The sequence below is a fragment of the Gelidibacter salicanalis genome (assembly GCF_007997285.1).
Classification (GTDB): domain Bacteria; phylum Bacteroidota; class Bacteroidia; order Flavobacteriales; family Flavobacteriaceae; genus Gelidibacter; species Gelidibacter salicanalis.
On record NZ_VORX01000002.1, the window covers coordinates 554093 to 576160 of the forward strand.

Consider the following 22068-nt stretch of genomic DNA (forward strand, 5'->3'; position numbering starts at 1 on the left):
ATTATGAAAAGAATAGTATTAGTAGTAGCCTTATTGATCGGAACGGTCAGCATGGCACAAAACAAAAACGCCAAAGCGAGCATTGAAGTAGACGGGGTTTGTATGATGTGTAAAGAGCGCATTGAAAAAGCGGCCATAAAAGCCAAAGGCGTAAAAATTGCCACTTGGGATGTCAATACCCATGAATTGAAATTAATTTTTGATGAGCGCAAAACCAGTTTAAAGGCCATACAACAAAGTATCGCTGATGTTGGCCATGACACCAAAGAAATTAAAGCGACGGATGAAGCTTATAATAGTTTACATGCCTGTTGTTATTATAGAGATGAGGCCGTTAAGGACGATCATAAGGATGATAAACAACAATAGGGGTTTATCATATAGTTTCACAAAGTGTGAAGATCACATAAAGAAAATGCCCCAATAAATTTGGGGCATTTTTTATGAATTTAAGTTTGATGTTATTAAAATTACATCATTCCAGGCATCCCGCCTCCACCCATAGGCATTGGAGAATCTTCCTTAATATCTACTAAAGCACATTCAGTAGTTAAGATCATTCCGGCAACTGACGCAGCATTCTCTAATGCAATACGGGTTACTTTCTTAGGATCAATAATACCTGCTTTAAGCATGTCTACATAAGTTTCCGTTTTAGCATCAAAACCGAAGTCTTTCTTTCCTTCCATAACTTTAGACACAACAACACTGCCTTCGCCACCTGCATTTTCAACAATGGTACGTAGAGGCGCTTCAATAGCACGCGCTACAATTTGAACTCCAGTTGTTTCATCTAAGTTTTCAGTAGTTAACTTTTCCAATACTGATTTTGCTCTAACAAGGGCAACACCACCACCAGCAACAATGCCTTCTTCAACAGCTGCTCTTGTAGCATGTAAAGCATCATCAACACGGTCTTTCTTCTCTTTCATTTCAACTTCACTTGCTGCACCTACATAAAGTACGGCAACACCGCCAGCTAATTTAGCTAAACGCTCTTGAAGTTTTTCTTTGTCATAATCAGACGTAGTCGTCTCAATTTGAGCTTTTATTTGATTTACTCTTGCTTTGATATCGTCAGCTTTACCAGCACCGTTCACAATTGTAGTCGTGTCTTTATCGATAGTAATGGTTTCTGCCGTACCTAACATGCTTAAATCAGCATTTTCTAATGAGAAGCCTCTTTCTTCAGAAATAACAACACCACCGGTTAGGATTGCGATGTCTTCTAACATTGCTTTACGTCTGTCACCAAATCCTGGTGCTTTAACGGCAGCAATTTTTAATCCGCCACGTAATTTATTTACGACTAAGGTAGCTAAGGCTTGGCCTTCTACATCTTCTGCAATAATCAATAACGGACGACCTGATTGTGCAACTGGCTCTAGGATTGGAAGAATTTCTTGAAGATTAGAAATCTTTTTGTCAAATAATAAGACATAAGGATTTTCTAAATCAGCAATCATTTTGTCTGCATCTGTAACGAAGTATGGCGACAGATATCCTCTGTCAAACTGCATACCTTCGACAACATCAACATAGGTTTCCATACCTTTTGCTTCTTCAACAGTAATCACGCCTTCTTTGCCGACTTTGCTAAACGCAGTAGCAATTAAGTCACCAATAGTGTCGTCATTGTTAGCTGAGATGGAAGCTACTTGTTTAATCATTTCAGAATCGCTTCCTACTTTTTTAGATTGTTTTTCAAGGTCTTTAACGATAGCTTCAACCGCTTTGTCAATACCGCGTTTCAAATCCATTGGATTAGCACCAGCCGCAACGTTTCTCAAGCCTTCTTTAACGATAGCTTGTGCTAAAACGGTTGCAGTAGTTGTTCCATCACCTGCTAAATCATTGGTTCTAGAAGCAACTTCCTTTACCATTTGAGCACCCATGTTTTCTAACGGATCCTCTAATTCAATTTCTTTTGCAACGGTAACCCCATCTTTAGTCACCTGAGGTGCACCAAATGATTTACCAATAATAACGTTACGACCTTTTGGGCCTAAAGTTACTTTTACTGCATTTGCCAATGCATCCACACCGCGTTTTAATCCGTCACGTGCTTCAATATCAAATTTTATGTCTTTTGCCATAATACGTTTTTATTTAAAATTTTAAACTTTCAAAAATCAATCATAAAATTTCAGAGTATGATAGCTGATCAGGTTGAAAGTCTTAATAATTTATGTTTTATTTTATTGTCCGATGGTTATCGGGATTGCAATTAAATAATTGCCAGGACATCACTTTCACGCATGATCAAATAATCTTTGCCTTCAAGTTTTAATTCTGTTCCTGCATATTTTCCGTAAAGAACAGTTTCACCAACCTTTACAGTAATTGGATTTTTTTTGGTTCCAGCACCAACGGCAACAACTTTACCTTTTTGAGGCTTTTCTTTAGCGTTGTCTGGAATGATAATTCCTGAAGCAGTTTTGGTTTCAGCTTCTACAGGTTCAATAAGAACACGGTCTGCCAATGGTTTAATGTTTAATCCCATAGTTTTATTATAGTTTTAGTCACGATACACGTGACAGGTTAATTAAATTTGTTTAATGGATTATGTAGTTGCGAAAAATGTGCCATGGACACTGAACTGACAAAGTTTCAGTAACAAAAAATGCCAACAAATTTTGTTGGCATCTTTTTATATTTTGTAAGGTATTACAAATATTTAATTTGTAGTATCAATTGGGGTAGTAGTATTAACCGCAGGAGCTGCTGGAGTTACAGGCGCAGGCATGCTGGTAGACGTGTTAGGATCTAATGCTTTAGATTCAGTAGTTCCAGTGGCACCATCAATAGCAACATTAGAAACCAAGATCAGGGCTAATAATACTGTAGCTAAAATCCAGGTACTTTTATCTAAAAAGTCAGTTGTTTTCTTAACACCACCTAATTGCTGAGAGCCACCACCTCCAAATGATGAAGACAAGCCGCCTCCTTTTGGATTTTGAACCATAATGACAACCACCAATAGAAAAGATACAATGATGATAAGGACTAAAAATATTGTAAATGTACTCATGCGCTATTTGGTATTATTTGCTTGTATTTGTTTTACCGCTTTAATTTGGTCTGCAAAGAAACCACTTTTTTCTGGATATTTCAAAATTAAAATTTTATAAGATTGAATTGCTTTATCGTAGTTTTTTTGCTCTAAATAAATGCGCGCCAAAGTCTCCGTCATGAAGTTATCATTCTGAACCAGTTGACTTTGTGCGAGATTAACTGTAGGTTTTGTTTCCTTTATCGGCGCAATTTTTGGATTGGTAGTGATGAATTTGTCGATTAAATCTAATTTTTTTTCTAAAGCCGACTCGATTTTAGGCTCTGGAATTGACGCTTTTTCAGAGCTTTTAATTTGAGGTTTAGTACCCTCTTCTTCACGTTCAATGGGTTTAAAACTTGTAATTTTTAACCAATGGGCAAAAGAATGGGTTTCATTTTTATCAAAGAGCAATGGCTTGCCTATCTGCAGCTGTTCTTCGGGCGAGGGTTGGATGTTTTTGACATCGACCGCTATATTCGGTTCTTTAGGAAGAGTTGTTGCTGAGTGCTCTTTTTCTTCGAATAAATCCGGATCTAAAACCCGCTCGCTATCTTTTACTTGCTGTTTTAAAGTATCATCCAAGGTGACACTTTTATGCACGGAAATATCATCCGCATCCGTAACCTCAATATTCTTTAAAAGTTCTGTATTCTGTTTGATGAGTTTAGAAATCTCATTCTGATTGAACGCTTCCGAAGTGATAAAATCGAACAAAATACTTCGGTCGGTGGTATAGGCGGCGGTGATTCTCAGTTCTTGATTGTAAGCCGCGCTTTCCTTTGTCTTTAATCCTTTTAGATACAAGGCTCGTGCGGCCTGAAAATAAGGATAATCGGCTACAATATCGCCCACGTTTGAGGTGTGTACCGCGTTTAACTCTTCAGGATGACTGAGTAAATATGTAAAGTCTTGTGTGTTCACGTTATAAGATTACCATTTGCCTAAAGTAGCATTTAAAATATCTTGGGTGATTCGTTCTAAAATTTCAGAAATAGCTGCGTCTTTCTGGGCGCCCACCAATTGTGCATTTCCGGGATAATCATAAAAGAACGAAAATGTTTGGTTGACGTCTCCGTCCGGGTTGTTTTTATCAAAAAATCGCACTCGTACGCTAATGGTTAATCTGTTTTGAGCAGCCGTAATGTCAGCCGTTGCCGTAGTAGGAGAGATGCGATACTCCACAATTTCACCTTCATAAGTAATGTCACCTCCTGAAGTTACCAATTGTAAACTGGTTTGATTTTGAATTAAATCGGCCAAGGAGTTGGTAAACGTGCGCTCCAGTCCTGGTTCAATCAGCGGGGCATCATTTTGAAAATAGTTAACTTGATAGGTGGTCGTACCTGCAGGTAAAGAGATGCCTGTAAATCCGTAATTGCCACAGCTTGTTGCTAAACAGAAGCTGAAGGCGACTGTTAAAGTTTTTAAATAGTTCATAGTCGTTATTCTGTGCGTACGGATTATAAATCGTATTGTTTAATCTTTCTATACAAGGTGCGTTCGCTTATACCCAATTCAGCAGCAGCTAATTTGCGTTTGCCTTGATGACGTTCCAGCGATTTCTTGATCAATTCCAATTCTTTATCATGTAAAGACAGGGTTTCTTCCTCTTCAACTTCTTCCGCAAAATAATATTTATCGTTCGATTCGTCAATCGCTTCTGAAAGTTGATTCATTTTTTCAGGAATGGAAAGCACTTCTAAATCTTCAACGGATTCTTCGTAATTTTCTTCATCCTCTTCGTCGCCATAGATTTTCTGAATCAAGCCTTCATTTTTCTTTTGAACATCATGAGTCGTCCCATTTTTCATCAATTCCATGGTGAGTTTCTTCAGGTCATTCAAATCGCCTTTCATATCAAACAACACTTTATATAGAATTTCACGCTCACTACTAAAATCACTTTCACTTTTAGAATTTTTAATAACAGCAGGAAGATTGCCTTCATAGTTTGGTAAGTAACCTTTTAATGTAGGGGCATTAATGGTACGGGTTTGTTCTAAAACCGAAATTTGCTCAGCTGCATTTCGCAACTGTCTGATATTTCCGTTCCATCTATTTTTTAAGAGTACCTCAACAGCCTCATCGGTTAATTTGATGGTGGGCATTTTGTATTTTAACGCAAAATCACTGGCAAACTTCCGGAACAACAAGTGGATATCCTCTTTGCGTTCGCGAAGAGGTGGTAAGTGAATGTCTATTGTGCTCAGTCGGTAGTATAAATCTTCTCTAAATTTTTCCTTTTTTATGGCTTCGAACATGTTCACGTTGGTCGCAGCTACAATGCGGACATTGGTTTTTTGAACTTTGCTTGATCCAACCTTAATAAACTCTCCATTTTCTAAAACACGCAGCAAACGTACTTGGGTGGTTAAGGGTAATTCACCCACTTCATCCAGAAAAATTGTGCCGCCGTCTGCTACTTCAAAATAACCCTCACGGGTTTGGGTGGCTCCGGTAAATGCGCCTTTTTCGTGACCAAACAATTCACTGTCAATCGTCCCTTCTGGAATGGCGCCACAGTTTACGGCAATATATTTACCGTGCTTACGGTGGGATAATTGATGGATGATTTTTGGAATACTTTCCTTACCAACACCACTTTCGCCAGTAACCAGCACTGAGATGTCTGTAGGCGCAACTTGAATGGCTTTTTCTATAGAACGGTTGAGTTTTGGGTCATTCCCAATAATTCCGAAACGTTGTTTTATGGCTTGAATTGATTCCATTTAATAAAATTATGAATAAATACTGTACACTATATATGAGGTAATGTTTCGATAAGTAATTTTGGATTAGTCATTATATGCATAGCCAATAGCTTCCCCAATGAGGGTGGCGCTCGTGCAATCCGTAATGGTGACAAGAACTAAATCGCCAATTTTATAATTTTCTTTAGGGAAAACGGCCACGACATTTTGAGAGGTTCTTCCTGACCATTCTTGATCAGATTTTTTAGACTCTCGTTCTACCAAGACCTCCACGGTGGTGTTTAAAAATGCACGGGTTCTCAACTCGCTATGTTGGCGTTGTAATTGGACAATTTCATCTAAGCGTCTTTTTTTGACTTCTTCAGGAACATCATCTTCCATTTTGCGTTCCGCCATAGTGCCTGGACGTTCAGAGTAGGTAAACATATATCCAAAATTATATTTTACGTACGTCATTAAACTCAGTGTATCATGATGGTCTTTTTCCGTTTCCGTAGGGAATCCTGCAATCATATCATGAGAAATAGAGCAGTTTGGAAGGATGCGTCTGATGTTATCTATGAGTGAAAAATATTCTTCACGGGTATGCAGACGGTTCATTTCCTTTAAAATACGGTTACTGCCGCTTTGTACAGGTAAATGAATATGGTCGCAAATGTTTGTGTGCTTGGCCATGGTTGTAATCACGTCCAGAGTTAAATCTTGAGGGTTGGAGGTTGAAAAACGGATGCGCATTTTAGGATAGGCTTTGGCACATAAATCTAAAAGATTGGAGAAGTTTACGGCTGTCGCTTTTTGGATGTCACTGGCTTTATCAAAATCCTTTTTAAGGCCACCGCCATACCATAAATAACTATCCACATTCTGACCTAAAAGAGTTATTTCCTTAAAGCCTCTGTCCCAAAGATCTTTAATTTCCTCTAAAATACTTTGTGGATCACGGCTACGCTCACGCCCTCTAGTAAAGGGAACTACGCAAAACGTGCACATATTATCACAACCACGGGTGATTGAAACAAACGCAGAAACGCCGTTGGAATTTAAGCGCACTGGAGAAATATCACCATAAGTCTCATCCTTACTCAGGATAACGTTAATAGCGTCTCTGCCTTCTTCAACCTCTGACAATAAATTGGGAAGATCTTTATAGGCATCAGGACCAACTACGAGATCTACAATTTTTTCTTCTTCTAAAAATTTACTTTTCAAACGCTCTGCCATACATCCTAAAACGCCGACCTTCATCTTCGGGTTAATGCGTTTTACAGCATTGTATTTTTCAAGGCGTTTACGAACAGTTTGTTCGGCCTTGTCGCGAATAGAACAGGTGTTCACCAATACCAAATCAGCATCTTCTAAAGTTTGGGTAGTATTATAGCCTGCCTTAAGTAAGATGGAAGCTACAATTTCACTGTCGCTAAAATTCATAGAACACCCGTAACTTTCAATAAAAAGTTTTCGAGTATTACCATTTTTAGGTTCGAGTACGAGAGATTCTCCTTGTTTGCTTTCGTCAATAATTTTCTCCATAAGGTTTCTAAAACGTCTGAATTTAAAATACTGCACTGCTTTAAAATGCAGCTGCAAAGATAGGATTATTTTACGGATTGTGACAAAGTGACAGTGTTTAAAAATGTTTTGATACTGTTAAAAATTATGGTTACTTTGAGGTCTAACCAACTAAAATTACTCCGAATGACTCCAGATGAATTTCAATCCAAACTAGCCAATGCAAGAGCTTTAGATTTTGGAACCATTTTTAATCAATCTATTGAACTTTTTAAAAAAAGCTGGTTATACGGGTTTTTGATGCAACTGTTTGTCATTATAATAATGATGCCATTTATCCTAATTTTTTACGTGCCTTTTGTTTTTGCTGTGGTGGCGCAGTCTGAAACTGGAGATTTTGACCCCAGTACTGCTAGTGGTCTCTTGGAAGGCTTCACACTGGTATACGGTTTGTTATTCATGGTTGGGATTTTAGTAGTGGCGGCAATCCAAGTGGCACTTAACGCAGGTTTTTTTAGGATCTTAAGAACTTTAGATATGGGTGGCGAAGTGCGGACTTCGGATTTGTTTTATTTTATGAAGGGCGACTATTTTGGGAAAATACTTTTGTTGATGCTTGTTACAGTGGTAATTTCTTCCCTAGCATCCTTGGCGTTTTACCTACCCTTAATTTATGTCATGGTACCGATTTCCTTCTTCTCCGTAATTTTTGCCTTTAGTCCGGAGTGGTCCGTTGGAGCAATTGTTACGTCTAGCTTTAGATTTGGAAATAAAAAATGGGTCTTGACTTTTGGACTGTTAGTCGTGTCCTATATATTAATAATGATAGGAGCTGTGGTGACCTGTGGCATCGGAGGTTTGTTTTTAGCATCGTTTATATTTCATCCTATTTATTATATCTACAAGGAAACGATTGGAATTGATGAGACCAGCGAATTACATCAGATAGGGGCTAGAGAAACATTTTAACGCAACCTTTTTGATCTCTTTACATCTATTAAATGATGCTAATCAGGCATTTACTAAAAAACAACCAAAACTTATGAAACAATTCTTTTTTGTATTTGCTCTAATGTGTCTCTTGTCGTGTAATACTGATGATAGAGATTATGAAACGATAGCTGTAGCCATTCCGGAAATGATGTCAAAATCGGAATTTAGAAAGTCGGTGGAAGTGCAAGCTGCCAAATCTTCAATTAACGTGGGTAAAATTTACGCTTACGAAGATTTAATTTTTATTACTGATGCGTTTAAAGGGGTTCATGTAATTGATAATTCCAATCCAACCGCACCGCGTGCTACCGCCTATTTAAAGATCCCTGGCAATGAGGATATTTCTATCAAGAATAATCATCTCTATGCGGACAGCGCTATGGATTTGGTTGTTTTTGATATCTCAGATCTTTCAAATGTGCAAGTTATTGATCGGTTGGAAGATGTGTTTTCAGTTTATGACTACCGGATTCCTAGTGAGGCAGAATATGCAGATTTTAGCAATTATGATTTTGAAAACAATGTTGTGATCAGTTGGCGCATCGTGCAAGAGCGGCGTGAAATTGTTGATAATAGTCTATTAGTGTTTAATGATGCCGCCTTTTCAACCGCAGCGGAAAGTAGCGTGGGTGTTGGTGGGTCTCTAGCGCGCTTTCAAATTATAAATGATTATTTGTACACCGTTGGGACTTCAGCTCTTTCCATATTTAATATTTCAAATTTGGCCAATCCTATATTTGAGAATATACAATATGCAGGATGGAATATTGAAACCATGTTTTACGCAGATAATTATTTGTATTTGGGTGGGACTAATGGGATGTACATCTATAGTTTGGAAAATGCTACGACCCCCAAATATGTATCACAATTTGTGCATTGGGAAGGCTGTGACCCTGTTGTGGTAGATGGTAATTATGCGTATTTAACTTTGAGGGGTGGTAACACTTGCGGTCAATTGGAAAGTGTGTTGGAGGTTATAGATATTACTGACAAAACCAATCCCACTTTGGCGGCTAGGTATTTTTTGGATAATCCGTACGGCTTAGGATTTAAAGGTCCAACCTTGTATGTGTGTGATGGCACTTCTGGCTTAAAAGTTTTTGATAAAACCAATCCGTTAGAACTTCAGCAAACCCAATCATTTACAGATATACATGCTAAGGATGTCATTCCATTACCTAATAGTCTATTAATGATAGGCGAAAAAGCGCTGTATCAATATAGTTACAATGAAAATGCCTTACAACTAATAAGCACGTATCGTTTAAATTAAAATGCAATTCATAATTTAAGAAGCCGTCTCAAAACTAATTGAAACGGCTTTTTTTATGTTTTTCTCTCGGACAGCTGACCGAGAATAGTACTCAAATATTCAACTCTAAGATAGGTTGTATAAGAATTGAGACACATTCTTTGTGTTTTAATAAGGACTCGGTAAACTGCATATAAATAGGCTTAAATTTTTTATATTAGGTTGAATAATTATTTTTCATATACATTTGTAGCCAGAAAAAATCAGATATGGCGAAGAACTTAGTAATTGTTGAGTCCCCTGCGAAGGCTAAAACTATTGAAAAATTTTTAGGAAAGGATTATAAGGTAGAGTCCAGTTTTGGACATATTGCTGATTTACCTTCTAAAGAATTGGGGGTAGATGTGGAAGGCGATTTTAAACCAAAATATGAAGTTTCAAAAGATAAAAAAGCAGTTGTTAAAAAACTGAAAGACTTAGCAAAGAAAGCCGAAATGGTATGGTTGGCAAGTGATGAGGATCGCGAGGGTGAGGCTATTGCTTGGCACTTGGCGGAGACCTTGAAACTGGATAAAGCAAAGACCAAGCGCATTGTTTTTCATGAGATTACAAAAACGGCCATTCTTAAGGCTATAGAAAATCCGAGAGATATTGATTATAATTTAGTTGATGCCCAACAAGCACGTAGGGTTTTAGACCGCATCGTAGGTTACGAGTTATCACCAGTTTTGTGGCGTAAAGTAAAGGGTGGGCTATCGGCAGGCCGTGTACAATCGGTTTCAGTGCGCCTTATTGTGGAGCGCGAAAGAGATATTCAGAACTTTACAGCAGAGGCGTCCTATAGAATTGATTCTGAATTTTCCAATGAAGATGGGCAATCCTTCAAAGCAAAACTTCCTAAAAACTTTGCAACTAAAGAAGAAGCTCACAAATTTTTAGAATCCAACGCTGCCGCTGCCTTTAAAGTAGCAGATTTAGATAAAAAGCCAGCTAAGAAATCGCCGGCTGCTCCATTTACAACCTCTACATTGCAACAAGAAGCGGCTCGTAAACTGTATTTTTCAGTATCGAAAACCATGACCATGGCGCAACGTTTGTATGAAGCTGGTTTGATTACCTACATGAGAACCGATAGTGTCAACTTATCTGACGATGCCCGTAAAGGTGCGGAAGCGGAAATTAATGAAGCTTACGGCCAAAAATATAGCAAACCACGTAATTATAAAGGGAAAAGCAAAGGTGCTCAAGAAGCGCATGAGGCCATCAGACCCACTGATTTTTCGGTGCATACCGTCCAGATGGATCGCGATCAGGCACGGTTATATGATTTGATTTGGAAACGTGCCATTGCTTCACAAATGAGCGAAGCGGAATTGGAACGGACCAACGTAAAGATCAGTGCTTCTACCCATAAAGAACTATTTACCGCCAACGGAGAAGTCATCACTTTTGATGGGTTTTTAAAAGTGTATTTGGAAGGTACTGATGATGAGGATTCTGAACAAGAAGGCATGTTGCCTGCCATGCGGACCAATGAAACTTTACTCAACTCTTATATTACAGCTACGGAACGTTACACACGTCCACCTTATAGATATACCGAGGCATCATTGGTAAAGCAATTGGAAGAATTGGGTATTGGCCGACCGTCCACCTACGCGCCAACCATTTCTACCATTCAAAACAGAAATTATGTTGAGAAAGGCACCATAGAAGGTGTAGAACGCAACTATACCCAACTGACTTTAAAATCAGGTAAAGTTAAAGATGCTGAATTGACTGAAAAAGTGGGTTCAGACAAAGGAAAGTTAGTGCCTACAGATATTGGAATGATTGTTACTGACTTTTTAGTGAATCATTTTGAGAGCATTTTAGATTACAATTTCACGGCCAAAGTTGAAGCTGATTTTGATGAGATAGCAGAAGGGAAGGAAGATTGGACCAGCATGATGAAGAATTTCTACAAAGATTTTCATCCTCAGGTGGAAGATGTTCAGGAAAACGCTGAGCGTGAATCTGGAGAACGCATTTTAGGTAAAGATCCGAAGACCGGACGTCAGGTAAGTGTGCGTTTGGGCAAATTCGGTGCGATGGTTCAGATAGGAACTGTAGAGGAGGAAGAAAAGCCGTTATTCGCGAGTTTGTCACCAGATCAGCAATTGAATAGCATTACGTACGAAGAAGCTATGGATCTTTTTCAACTTCCTAAAGCTTTGGGAGAGTATAAAGGCGAGGCTATTGAGGTAAATAATGGCCGTTTTGGACCTTATGTAAAATACGGCGATAAGTTTGTCTCACTCCCTAAAGGAATGGAAGCGTTAAACGTTGAGTTGGATGAGGCAATTGATTTGATCAAAGAAAAGGAAAAAGCGGACGCTCCTATCTATATGTATCAGGATTTACCGGTTCAGAAAGGTAAAGGACGCTTTGGTCCCTTTATCAAATGGAACGATATGTTTATAAACGTTAACAAAAAATACGATTGGGACAACCTGTCTGACCAGGATATCGTACAATTGATCGAAGATAAAATTCAAAAGGAAATTGACAAAGTCATCCACAATTGGGAGGACGAAGGCATCCGTATTGAGAAAGCACGTTGGGGAAGGCATAATATCATCAAAGGCAAAACGAAAATAGAATTGGATAAATCAGTGGATGTTTCGGAATTTACATTAGAGAAGGCCCAGGCCATGATTGAAGCCAAAGCCCCTAAAAAGAAAGCAGCCAAAAAACCTGCAAAGAAAAAAGCCACAAAGAAAACCGCAACTGCGAAAAAGAAATAGGAAATGACGTTTAACTTTTTATCGCCAGTTTCTGAAGCAGTATTGACTCATAATGAAGTGTTAGTACCTCAAGCTTTGGGCAAGAAATTAAAGATTCACTCCCAGCAACACGGTATTCCGGATCTTGACAATGTGCAAATTGCTCTTATCGGCGTTCTCGAAAATCGGAATGACATCAATTATACGGGATTTGATATAAATTTGGACACTATAAGAAACGTCTTTTATAATCTGTTTCCAGGCAATTGGCATACGAATCTGGCAGATTTGGGCGATATCCTAAAGGGTGATAGTGTTGAAGATACTTATTTTGCTCTGAGGACCACTATTTCAATTTTATTGGAAAAGAAAATTATTCCTATTGTTTTAGGCGGAAGTCAAGATTTGACTTATCCCATTTACAGAGCTTACGACAGGATTTCGCCTATGATTAACGTCGTGAATGTCGATAGTAATTTTGATTTGGGAGACTCTGCGCTTTCTATTAAGAACAACAGTTATTTGGGAAAAATTATTTTGGAGCAACCCTATAATTTATTTAATTACTCAACTATCGGTTACCAAACCTATTTCAATTCACAGGAAGAGATAGATTTAATGGAGAAACTATACTTTGAAGCCTACCGTTTAGGTGAAGTATCAAATGCCATTAATATTGTAGAACCAGTGATGCGTGACGCCCACATCGTGAGTGTCGATTTAAAAGCGGTCAAAGCTTCAGAGGTTTCTAAGTCGCAAAAATATTCGCCCAACGGTTTCGACGGAAAGGAGATATGTGCTATTGCGCGTTATGCGGGAATAAGTAATAAAGTTTCGTCGTTTGGCATATATGAATACCAAAATTCAGAAGAGGATCACGTCACAGCGATGTTGGTGGCACAAATTATGTGGTATTTTATTGAAGGTGTGAATTGTAGGGTAAATGAGAATGTTTTAGGCGATCAGATAAACTATCAAAAATTTAATGTTTTAATAGACAATGATGAGCTTATTTTTTATAAAAGTAACAAATCAGGACGCTGGTGGATTGAGATTCCTTTTTTGCCCGATGTCAATAATAAATTAAAGAAGCATACGTTATTACCTTGCACCCATGAAGATTACACCGAGGCAATGCAGGGTAAAATCCCCGAAAGGTGGTATAAAGCCTATAAAAAGAACACCTATTAATAATATTTGCTGACGGTTCTTTAATCGATGAAACGTTAACTTTTTAGGATGAAATGCAAATAAAGTAAAAAAAAGATTGTTTTTTTGAAAATATATAAATATGTTTACGCCCTCAAAAAACAGATCCTGAACATTATAAGATTAAATAATTTAACCTCGAGTTTATATGAATATGAAGAAGTTCGCTTTATTAACCGCTGTTTTAGCACTATTAGCTAGTTGTAATTCTGGAGACAGAGGGGAGCTAGTTGGAGTACAAGGAAAGAAATGGCATCCGGAAAAGCCCTATGGAATGACTCTGATACCTGGAGGATCTTTCATTATGGGTAAATCTGACGATGATTTGGCTGGTATAAATGATGCGCCTACCAAAACCGCGACAGTTAGAGCCTTTTATATGGACGAAACTGAAATTACCAATGGGGAATACCGTCAATTCGTAAACTGGGTTAGAGACTCTACTATTAGAACAAAGTTAGCCATTATGGCTGATGAGTACGCCTTGACTCCTGGAGATGGAGGTACGGGCGAATTTGCATTTAAAGATTCGGATCCAGATAACATGACCGTATATGAAAAGTACATGTACGATAACTATAGTGGTGTAGGCCCAACCGGATATGAGGGACGCAAACTTAACAAAAATGTAAAGTTAATTTTTGATACGAGCAAATATCCAGATGAATATTATGCTGAGGTTATGGATACGATGTATCTTCCTATAGAAGAATCTTACAATGGACAACGTACTTGGGATGTTAAGAAATTTAAATTTCAATACACATACATGGACATTCAAGCTGCGGCCAAGAATAGGGATTTAAGACGTAAGGACGTTATAGTAACTGAAGAAGTTGCTATATATCCAGATACTACGGCTTGGATTAGAGATTTCGCTTATTCTTATAATGAACCTATGCATAATGATTATTTCTGGCATGATGCTTACGGAGATTACCCAGTAGTTGGCGTATCTTGGAAACAAGCCAATGCATTCACTAAGTGGAGAACTTTATATAAAAATGCTGACCAAAAGAGTAGAGGCAAACAACATGTTAATTCTTTTAGATTACCATCTGAAGCGGAATGGGAGTATGCTGCTAGAGGAGGACTGCAAGGAGCAACTTTTCCTTGGGGTGGACCTTACGCCAAAAATGATAGAGGATGTTTCTTAGCAAACTTTAAACCATTGCGTGGTGACTACGCCGCAGATATGGCGTTATACACTGTAGAAGCAAAATCTTATGAACCCAATGATTACAACTTGTATAACATGGCAGGAAATGTTTCAGAATGGGTAAACGGGTCTTATGATCCCGCATCATATGAATACATGTCAACCATTAACCCAAATGTTAACGATCCAAACAATCAACGTAAAGTGGTCCGTGGAGGCTCTTGGAAAGATGTTGCCTACTTCCTACAAGTAAGCTCTAGAGATTATGAATACGCTGATTCCGCAAGAAGCTATATCGGATTTAGAACTGTACAAGACTACATGGGTACAGATATCACGGCCAACGCAGCAACCAATAGAAATTAATCATTACACCAAAACTAAATATTAATCTACTTAAAGAATCTATCTTAACTCTAACACACACAAATTATGGCAATTAGTAAAAAAGCAATGAACATGGTATACGGCCTAGGTGCCGCAGTTGTAATTCTTGGGGCACTATTTAAAATTATGCACTGGCCTTTTGGTAACGAAATGTTAATTGCAGGATTGGTCACTGAAGCATTCGTATTCGCAATATCTGCATTTGAACCTGTAGATAGTGATCTGGATTGGTCATTGGTGTATCCTGAATTAGCAGGAGGCCAAGGTATCCAAAGAAAAATAGAGCAGCCCAAAGATGCTGAAGGCCTCTTGTCTAGAAAATTAGACGAAATGCTAAAAGACGCTAAAATTGATGGCGAGCTTATGGCAAGTTTAGGCAACAGCATTAAAAACTTTGAAGGTGCTGCAAAAGGAATTAACCCAACTGTAGATTCTATTGCTGCTACAAAAAAGTATGGCGAAGAAATGTCATTGGCTGCGGCACAAATGGAGTCGTTAAACAGTCTTTATAAAGTACAAATGGATTCTGCCAGTCGTCAAGCTGCAATCAACGAAGAAGCTGTTGAAAACGCTGAGAAACTTAAAGAACAAATGAAATCTTTGGCATCAAACCTATCATCTTTAAATGGTGTATATGGTGGCATGTTAAGCGCAATGAACAGAAACTAATTAGGAATTAGTAGATTTTTATCAACCCAACAACTAAAAACTAATTAGAATGGCAGGAGGAAAATTATCCCCAAGACAAAAAATGATTAACCTTATGTATTTGGTGTTTATCGCAATGATGGCACTTAATATGTCCAAAGAAGTGCTTTCAGCATTTGGGTTAATGAACGAAAGAATCAGTGATTCTAACCAATCGGCTACCGTACGTAACGCGGCATTTATGCAAGGTTTGGCTGATAAAGTTGCTGAGCAACCAGCTAAATATCAACCATTAAAACAGCAGGCAGATGCTATTGATAAATTATCATCAGATTTTAATGCGTATTTAGAGAGCGTTAAAGCTGACTTATTGAAATCTGTCGACAATCCATCGGAATATGAGAAAATGGATAGAACTGATTTTCTTGACGAAAAATGGTTCAGTGGAGATAAAGTCACCAAGGATGGTGAGGCGTTTTTAGCTCAAATTAAAACCTATAGAGAAGGTGTTATTGAAGTATTAGGTGAAGACAATAAAGATATCCAAGCGGATCTTAAAAAGAAGTTCGCAACGGATAACGTTAAAACTTCTGATGGCATCACTAAAGGATGGTTAAACTATCATTTTGAAGGATTTCCAATGGTAGCTTCATTAACGAAGTTGACCCAAATGCAGGCGGATGTTAAAACGGCTGAATCTGAAGTTTTATCATCTATGTTAGCTGGGAAACTTAAAATTGAAGCTTCTTTAACAAACTTTGATGCGATTGTTGTTCCAGACAAGACGGCTTTCTTCTCGGGAGAAGAGTTTACCGGAACCATCATCTTAGGAAAGAAAGATCAAACCCTAAGAGCTGATAAAGTAATCATAAACGGGAAAGAATTATCACCAGATGCGATGCAGGCTGGTAAAACCATTTTGAAATTTCCTGCCGGTGGAGTTGGAGAAAGAGAGATTGTAGGTGAATTTCAATTTAAGGAAGGCGATTCAATTATTAAAATCCCTGTAAAAAGTAGCTATGCTGTAGTTCCTAAACCAAACTCTGCAACGATTTCAGCAGATAAGATGAACGTTGTTTATCGTGGTGTTGCTAACCCTATGACTATTTCTTTTGCTGGTGTTCCGGATAATAACGTGAATGCTTCAGCGCCAGGTTTATCTAAAGGTTCTGGTACTGGTAAATATGTTATGAACCCTGGTTCTGGTAATGAAGTTACAATTAGTGTTACAGGATCTCTTCCTGATGGGACTAAAGTGAGTGACCGATCTACGTTTAGAATTAAGGACATTCCTAAGCCATCAGGTACAATTGCTGGACAGGCTGATAATGTCAGTTTACCAAAAAGCAATGTTGAAATTGCTACAGTGGCTGCAAAGTTATTCGATTTTGACTTTGATTTAAATATCAACGTCACATCATTTAAAATTAAAGTTCCTGGTCAACCAACAGTTACTGTTAATGGGAACAGAATGAATGATCAAGCAAAAAGTGCGCTTCGTAAAGCCTCTAGAGGTGATGCGGTGCAAATCTTTGAAATCAAATCACAAATTCAAGGCAATAGCAGTATTAAGTTGCTTCCAGCGTCTCCAGTATTTATAGAAATTTCTAACTAAGATACTTTAGCTAGCGTTGCACCGTTGCATATGAATGAAGGTAACATCCCAAATAATAATAAAAAGATGAAATTTAAATATTGTTTATTAACCGTTTTAAGTGTGGGGTTGGCAGTGAGTTCGTTTGGTCAAACCAACCTGCTCAACGCAAAGACACCTGAAGATATTGGTGTGAAATCTGAAGCTCAAAAAGCTATGGATAACGACAAACCGCTTGAGTACGGTTATGTTGATGATAGGGATATCATGTTTTCAAAAATGACTTGGGAGAAGATTGTACTTGATGAGCGAGTTAATTTTCCTTTATATTATCCTGTAGACACCAATAATATCGGATCTAACAGAAGGTCTTTATTTGATGTGTTATGGAAAAGTGTAAGAGAAGGAAAAATTAAGAACGTTTATGATGATTCTTACTTTACAACGAAACGTAACCCTTCAGATATTCAATCCATTATGTCAAAAACCGACACCTTGGATATTGGATACCAACAATACAATTCAGAAGGATTTGTATCTCCAGAATATATCATTAAAAGAAATATACAGTCTTATGACATCAGTGCTTACCTAATTAAAGGGTTATGGTATTTTGACAAACGTCAAGGCGAATTAAAGTACAGACTTTTAGGTATTGCTCCGGCGGCGGCAGACGTTAACTTTATTGACTCTGAAGATGAAGCTAACAAGCAACCCATTGCTTTGTTCTGGGTATTCTATCCTGAAGTAAGAGAGGTGTTGCATGAAGCAAAAGCGTTTAATAATGAGAACAGTTCTATGCCATTTTCCTATGATCACTTGCTGAATTCAAGACGATTCAACGGCTACATGTACAAAGAAGAGAATGTATATGGGGATAGAGAAGTTAAAGAATATGTTGCGGACAACGCATTAATGCAGTTGTTGGAATCTGATCGTATTAAAGATAAGATTCGCGATTTCGAGCAAGACATGTGGTCTTACTAATTCGCGCACTACAATAGTACACAACGCCCACTTTTCGAGTGGGCGTTTTTTTGGTTAAAAGTGAAGTGATATTTGAACTGTTTTTTATTAACTACAATTAAATGGTACTTTTGTTAGTATGAAAGAAGTAGACTATATCCTTGTAGGCTGTGGATTGGCCGGTGTGGCCTTCTGCGAAGAGCTTCGGGCTCATGACAAATCATTTGTGGTGTTTGATGATGGCTCCCAGCAATCCTCGATTGTAGCGGCAGGATTGTACAATCCGGTCATCTTAAAACGCTTTACTGGGGTTTGGAAAGCTAAGGAACAGTTGGAATTGGTGGCGTCCTTCTACCAACACCTCGAAAAGCTATTAGGTGTAACGTTAGATTACAAACTCCCGGTATACCGACGTTTTGCCTCCATTGAAGAGCAGAACGATTGGTTTACGGCTTCCGATAAGCCTATTTTGGAAGAGTATCTCCATCCTGAGGTTATTAGCAATACCAATACGTGCATAGAAGCGCCCTTCGGATTTGGCAAAGTTTTGGAAACAGGCCGTATAGATACGGCTACTTTACTTCAACATTATAAACTATATCTGAAAACCATCAACAGCTATGTAAAGGAACGTTTTGACTACAGCGCGCTTTCCCATACCGATTCAACGGTGAGCTATAAGACTATTGAAGCTAAAACAATTGTCTTTGCCGAGGGCTTTGGTATGGTGCAGAATCCGTTTTTTAAAGATCTTCCACTCAATGTGGCAAAAGGTGAAGTGTTGACCATTAAAGCCCCAGATCTCAAAATGGACTTCATCTTAAAATCTTCTATATTTCTTGTGCCTGAGTTGGATGATTGTTATTCTGTAGGCGCGACTTATAATTGGGAAGATAAAACCCATGCCACTACCGAAGCAGCCAAAGTTGAACTTGTGGATAAATTAAAAGAGCTGATTACCTGCGGCTTTGAAGTGGTTGATCAAGTTGCCGGCATACGACCTACAACTAAGGATAGGAGGCCCCTAGTGGGCAAGCATCCTAATCATGGCAACATGACCATCTTAAACGGATTGGGCACACGAGGGGTGATGATTGGACCTTATGTGGCCAAGAACCTTTATCAGCACTTAGAACATGGAACGCCTCTAGAAGAAGAAATTGATATTAAGCGCTTTCAGAAGGACTAGTATTTTTAAAGATGCAGAAATGAAGGCGATAGCTATCACTGAATTGCTGTTAATCAAAGTGTTTTTTGGCGAGGTTCTCATCGTAACTCATAAACATATTGATCCAAATATTACGCGAGAGACGCATAATGATAGGCATAAATACGACTAGGGTAATTACAATGGCTATAAATGCTGTGGTGAGTGTAGAACTAAAAAAGAAAAAGCTGATGATAAAGGCGGCCACTGAAAAAGCGACACCTAAACCATAGCTCACATACATGGACCCAAAAAAGAATGACGGTTCCATACGGTATTTGGTCTGACAATGGGAACATTTCTCCTTAATTTTAAGCGTGTCCGCCAGCATATAAGGGTTCGGATTAAAGTACATGGACTCTTGATGGCATTTAGGACATGTGCCCGTAAAAATACTATACAATTTACTTCCTTTATTTATCATGGATAATGTTTACTTTTGCATTTTCAAATAAAATACAAAATTAAGATTTTTAAAATCAATGTTTTGTAACAATCCTTACAATAATGCTCAATATACATAATCTTTCCATTTCATTTCAGGGGGAATACCTTTTTGAAGACATCACTTTTAGACTAGGCGCTGGTGACAGAATTGGCCTTATCGGAAAAAATGGTGCAGGTAAATCCACCATGCTCAAAATCCTATCCAAAGAAATGGAGCCAGATTCTGGACAAATTGCTGCCGATAAAAATTTAAGTATTGGCTTTTTAAAGCAGGATATCGATTTTGTTTTAGGCAGAACTGTTCTTGAAGAAGCGTATGAAGCATTTCACGAAATTAAGGACCTAGAAGCAAAGATAGCACATATCAACGAACAATTGGTAGTACGTACAGATTATGAAAGTGAGCTGTACCACCAACTCATGGTTGATTTGAGTGAGTTTCAACACCAATATGAAATTATTGGAGGTTATAATTATCAAGGTGAAACTGAAAAAATACTACAAGGTTTAGGTTTTAAGCGAGAAGATTTTAACAAATTGACGGATACCTTTTCAGGAGGTTGGCGTATGCGTATTGAACTAGCAAAACTTTTACTTCAAAATAACGACATTCTTCTTTTGGATGAGCCTACCAACCACTTGGATATCGAATCGATCATTTGGCTGGAAGGGTTTTTGAAAAATTATATTGGTGCTGTGGTTATTGTATCGCATGATAAGATGTTTTTGGATAACGTGACCAACCGAACCATTGAAATTTCGCTAGGACGGATATACGATTATAAAAAAGCCTATTCTGAATATTTAGTGCTGCGAAATGAATTAAAAACCCAACAATTAGCATCACAAAAAAATCAGCAGAAACAGATTGAACAAACTGAAAAGTTAATCGAAAAGTTTAGAGCCAAGGCTTCTAAAGCCACCATGGCGCAATCGCTCATAAAAAAATTGGATCGAATGGATCGGATTGAGGTTGATGAGGATGATAACAGTGTGATGACGCTTAATTTTCCAGTTTCAGTTATTCCTGGGAAAGTTGTAGTGGAGGCCGAACATATTTCCAAACGCTACGGCGATTTACAGGTGTTGAAGAATATTCATCTGAATGTAGAGCGCGGGAGCATGATTGCCTTTGTTGGTCAAAACGGACAGGGGAAATCTACCTTGGCAAAAATTATTGTGGGCGAATTGAAATATGAAGGGCATCTGAAACTCGGTCATAATGTGCAAATCGGATATTTCGCCCAAAATCAGGCAGAATATTTAGATGGTAATAAGACCGTTTTAGACACCATGATTGATGCTGCCAATGAGAAAAACAGAAGCAAAGTACGTGATATTTTAGGGTCATTTCTCTTTAGAGGGGAAGAGGCTGATAAATATGTAAGAGTGTTATCAGGAGGTGAACGGAACCGTTTGGCTTTAGCAAAATTACTATTGCAACCGTTTAATGTGCTGGTAATGGATGAGCCCACCAATCACCTGGACATCAAATCTAAGAATGTACTTAAAGAAGCGTTGAAGAGATTTGAAGGTACGTTGATCTTGGTCTCGCATGATAGGGATTTTCTCCAAGGGTTGACTAAGAGTGTATATGAGTTTAAGGACCAGCGTATTAAAGAGTATTTAGGTGATATTGACTTTTATTTAGACCAGCGTAATGTTGAAAACCTGAGAGAGGTTGAAAAACGAGATGTTATTAAGGAAACCCCTAAGGAAACCAATAAGCAGACTTATGAAGATCAGAAGAAATTAAAATCATTGAACAACAGGCTAAGTAACGTAGAAGCAAAGATCAGCCAGCACGAAAAGGAAATAAAATCTATGGATGCGGCACTTGCAACAGATTATGATAAAACCAGTGCGGACCCAAAGTTTTTTGAGCGTTACAAAGGAAAGAAAGAAAAGCTTACTAATTTAATGCAAGAATGGGAAACCATTCAAGAAGAATTGGAACACGTCAGCTAAACTTATGGAAGAACATTTTTTTCAATGTCCGCATTGTTGGGAGGAAATTTCGATGCTTTTAGATTACTCTGTTAGCCAACAGAGCTATGTAGAAGACTGCGAGGTCTGTTGCAATCCCATCCAAATTACTCTAAGTATTAATGATCACACTCTCGAAAGTTTTAGTGCGCAAAGTATTGAGCAGTAGGAGGCACT

Annotated in this window: 20 protein-coding genes; 12 read left to right on the forward strand and 8 right to left on the reverse strand. The window is 38.2% G+C overall.

Annotated features, from left to right (window positions below):
- Positions 1-3 precede the first annotated feature (3 nt).
- Positions 4-369: a heavy-metal-associated domain-containing protein gene (locus tag ES711_RS05525; protein ID WP_146891124.1), complete on the forward strand. Its 366-nt coding sequence runs from the start codon at positions 4-6 to the stop codon at positions 367-369.
- Positions 370-470: 101 nt separating this feature from the next.
- Here ES711_RS05525 and groL read toward each other — a convergent pair whose 3' ends face one another.
- The 7 genes from groL to miaB form a co-directional block, all read right to left on the reverse strand.
- On the reverse strand, positions 471-2096 hold the full coding sequence (gene groL / locus ES711_RS05530; protein ID WP_146891127.1) for a chaperonin GroEL: 1626 nt from the start codon (positions 2094-2096) through the stop codon (positions 471-473).
- A gap of 131 nt (positions 2097-2227) precedes the next feature.
- Entirely contained in the window at positions 2228-2503 is a 276-nt protein-coding gene (groES, locus tag ES711_RS05535) for a co-chaperone GroES (protein WP_133756293.1), read from the reverse strand.
- 174 nt (positions 2504-2677) lie between these two features.
- Positions 2678-3031 (reverse strand): preprotein translocase subunit SecG, encoded by a 354-nt coding sequence (gene secG, locus ES711_RS05540; protein WP_146891130.1) that lies wholly within the window; start codon positions 3029-3031, stop codon positions 2678-2680.
- Between the two features lie 3 nt (positions 3032-3034).
- Complete coding sequence (locus ES711_RS05545) at positions 3035-3976, reverse strand: tetratricopeptide repeat protein (RefSeq protein WP_146891133.1); 942 nt, start codon at positions 3974-3976, stop codon at positions 3035-3037.
- A 9-nt stretch (positions 3977-3985) separates the two neighbouring features.
- The gene (locus ES711_RS05550) at positions 3986-4492 is read right to left on the reverse strand and encodes an LptE family protein (RefSeq protein ID WP_146891135.1); all 507 of its coding nucleotides are present in this window, start codon (positions 4490-4492) and stop codon (positions 3986-3988) included.
- 23 nt (positions 4493-4515) lie between these two features.
- A complete protein-coding gene (locus ES711_RS05555; protein WP_146891138.1) occupies positions 4516-5784 on the reverse strand; it encodes a sigma-54 interaction domain-containing protein in 1269 nt (422 codons plus the stop codon).
- A 66-nt stretch (positions 5785-5850) separates the two neighbouring features.
- Positions 5851-7296 (reverse strand): tRNA (N6-isopentenyl adenosine(37)-C2)-methylthiotransferase MiaB, encoded by a 1446-nt coding sequence (gene miaB / locus ES711_RS05560; RefSeq protein WP_146891555.1) that lies wholly within the window; start codon positions 7294-7296, stop codon positions 5851-5853.
- Positions 7297-7461: 165 nt separating this feature from the next.
- On the opposite strand from miaB, the gene ES711_RS05565 reads away from it, so the two are divergent.
- From ES711_RS05565 to ES711_RS05605, 9 genes are all read left to right on the forward strand, one after another.
- Positions 7462-8244: a hypothetical protein gene (locus tag ES711_RS05565; protein WP_146891141.1), complete on the forward strand. Its 783-nt coding sequence runs from the start codon at positions 7462-7464 to the stop codon at positions 8242-8244.
- Positions 8245-8317: 73 nt separating this feature from the next.
- Positions 8318-9544 carry an LVIVD repeat-containing protein gene (locus ES711_RS05570; protein WP_146891144.1) on the forward strand — a complete coding sequence of 409 codons (1227 nt, stop codon included), beginning with the start codon at positions 8318-8320 and terminating at the stop codon, positions 9542-9544.
- A 248-nt stretch (positions 9545-9792) separates the two neighbouring features.
- The gene (gene topA, locus ES711_RS05575; protein ID WP_146891146.1) at positions 9793-12309 is read left to right on the forward strand and encodes a type I DNA topoisomerase; all 2517 of its coding nucleotides are present in this window, start codon (positions 9793-9795) and stop codon (positions 12307-12309) included.
- Between the two features lie 3 nt (positions 12310-12312).
- Entirely contained in the window at positions 12313-13479 is a 1167-nt protein-coding gene (locus tag ES711_RS05580) for a formimidoylglutamase (protein ID WP_146891149.1), read from the forward strand.
- 172 nt (positions 13480-13651) lie between these two features.
- Positions 13652-15022 carry a T9SS ring complex lipoprotein PorK/GldK gene (porK, locus tag ES711_RS05585; protein ID WP_170245242.1) on the forward strand — a complete coding sequence of 457 codons (1371 nt, stop codon included), beginning with the start codon at positions 13652-13654 and terminating at the stop codon, positions 15020-15022.
- 66 nt (positions 15023-15088) lie between these two features.
- Positions 15089-15712 carry a type IX secretion system motor protein PorL/GldL gene (porL, locus tag ES711_RS05590; protein WP_146891155.1) on the forward strand — a complete coding sequence of 208 codons (624 nt, stop codon included), beginning with the start codon at positions 15089-15091 and terminating at the stop codon, positions 15710-15712.
- A gap of 49 nt (positions 15713-15761) precedes the next feature.
- Entirely contained in the window at positions 15762-17306 is a 1545-nt protein-coding gene (gene porM, locus ES711_RS05595) for a type IX secretion system motor protein PorM/GldM (protein ID WP_146891157.1), read from the forward strand.
- A 66-nt stretch (positions 17307-17372) separates the two neighbouring features.
- Positions 17373-18272, forward strand: a complete 900-nt coding sequence (gene porN / locus ES711_RS05600) for a type IX secretion system ring subunit PorN/GldN (protein WP_146891160.1) — start codon at positions 17373-17375, stop codon at positions 18270-18272.
- A gap of 118 nt (positions 18273-18390) precedes the next feature.
- Positions 18391-19440, forward strand: coding sequence for an NAD(P)/FAD-dependent oxidoreductase (locus tag ES711_RS05605; protein ID WP_146891162.1), 1050 nt, complete (start codon positions 18391-18393; stop codon positions 19438-19440).
- A gap of 49 nt (positions 19441-19489) precedes the next feature.
- On the opposite strand, the gene ES711_RS05610 is transcribed toward ES711_RS05605, so the two are convergent.
- Positions 19490-19882, reverse strand: coding sequence for a DUF983 domain-containing protein (locus ES711_RS05610; protein WP_146891165.1), 393 nt, complete (start codon positions 19880-19882; stop codon positions 19490-19492).
- 83 nt (positions 19883-19965) lie between these two features.
- On the opposite strand from ES711_RS05610, the gene ES711_RS05615 reads away from it, so the two are divergent.
- Both ES711_RS05615 and ES711_RS05620 read left to right on the forward strand, forming a co-directional pair.
- On the forward strand, positions 19966-21873 hold the full coding sequence (locus ES711_RS05615; RefSeq protein ID WP_146891168.1) for an ABC-F family ATP-binding cassette domain-containing protein: 1908 nt from the start codon (positions 19966-19968) through the stop codon (positions 21871-21873).
- A 4-nt stretch (positions 21874-21877) separates the two neighbouring features.
- On the forward strand, positions 21878-22060 hold the full coding sequence (locus tag ES711_RS05620; RefSeq protein ID WP_146891171.1) for a CPXCG motif-containing cysteine-rich protein: 183 nt from the start codon (positions 21878-21880) through the stop codon (positions 22058-22060).
- Positions 22061-22068 lie beyond the last annotated feature (8 nt).

Excerpts from the sequence above, each read along its gene's own strand:
- ES711_RS05525 (WP_146891124.1), top strand. The coding sequence starts at position 4 with ATGAAAAGAATAGTATTAGTAGTAGCCTTATTGATCGGAACGGTCAGC.
- groL (WP_146891127.1), bottom strand. The coding sequence starts at position 2,096 with ATGGCAAAAGACATAAAATTTGATATTGAAGCACGTGACGGATTAAAA.
- groES (WP_133756293.1), bottom strand. The coding sequence starts at position 2,503 with ATGGGATTAAACATTAAACCATTGGCAGACCGTGTTCTTATTGAACCT.
- secG (WP_146891130.1), bottom strand. The coding sequence starts at position 3,031 with ATGAGTACATTTACAATATTTTTAGTCCTTATCATCATTGTATCTTTT.
- ES711_RS05550 (WP_146891135.1), bottom strand. The coding sequence starts at position 4,492 with ATGAACTATTTAAAAACTTTAACAGTCGCCTTCAGCTTCTGTTTAGCA.
- ES711_RS05555 (WP_146891138.1), bottom strand. The coding sequence starts at position 5,784 with ATGGAATCAATTCAAGCCATAAAACAACGTTTCGGAATTATTGGGAAT.
- miaB (WP_146891555.1), bottom strand. The coding sequence starts at position 7,296 with ATGGAGAAAATTATTGACGAAAGCAAACAAGGAGAATCTCTCGTACTC.
- ES711_RS05565 (WP_146891141.1), top strand. The coding sequence starts at position 7,462 with ATGACTCCAGATGAATTTCAATCCAAACTAGCCAATGCAAGAGCTTTA.
- ES711_RS05570 (WP_146891144.1), top strand. The coding sequence starts at position 8,318 with ATGAAACAATTCTTTTTTGTATTTGCTCTAATGTGTCTCTTGTCGTGT.
- topA (WP_146891146.1), top strand. The coding sequence starts at position 9,793 with ATGGCGAAGAACTTAGTAATTGTTGAGTCCCCTGCGAAGGCTAAAACT.
- ES711_RS05580 (WP_146891149.1), top strand. The coding sequence starts at position 12,313 with ATGACGTTTAACTTTTTATCGCCAGTTTCTGAAGCAGTATTGACTCAT.
- porK (WP_170245242.1), top strand. The coding sequence starts at position 13,652 with ATGAAGAAGTTCGCTTTATTAACCGCTGTTTTAGCACTATTAGCTAGT.
- porL (WP_146891155.1), top strand. The coding sequence starts at position 15,089 with ATGGCAATTAGTAAAAAAGCAATGAACATGGTATACGGCCTAGGTGCC.
- porM (WP_146891157.1), top strand. The coding sequence starts at position 15,762 with ATGGCAGGAGGAAAATTATCCCCAAGACAAAAAATGATTAACCTTATG.
- porN (WP_146891160.1), top strand. The coding sequence starts at position 17,373 with ATGAAATTTAAATATTGTTTATTAACCGTTTTAAGTGTGGGGTTGGCA.
- ES711_RS05605 (WP_146891162.1), top strand. The coding sequence starts at position 18,391 with ATGAAAGAAGTAGACTATATCCTTGTAGGCTGTGGATTGGCCGGTGTG.
- ES711_RS05610 (WP_146891165.1), bottom strand. The coding sequence starts at position 19,882 with ATGATAAATAAAGGAAGTAAATTGTATAGTATTTTTACGGGCACATGT.
- ES711_RS05615 (WP_146891168.1), top strand. The coding sequence starts at position 19,966 with ATGCTCAATATACATAATCTTTCCATTTCATTTCAGGGGGAATACCTT.
- ES711_RS05620 (WP_146891171.1), top strand. The coding sequence starts at position 21,878 with ATGGAAGAACATTTTTTTCAATGTCCGCATTGTTGGGAGGAAATTTCG.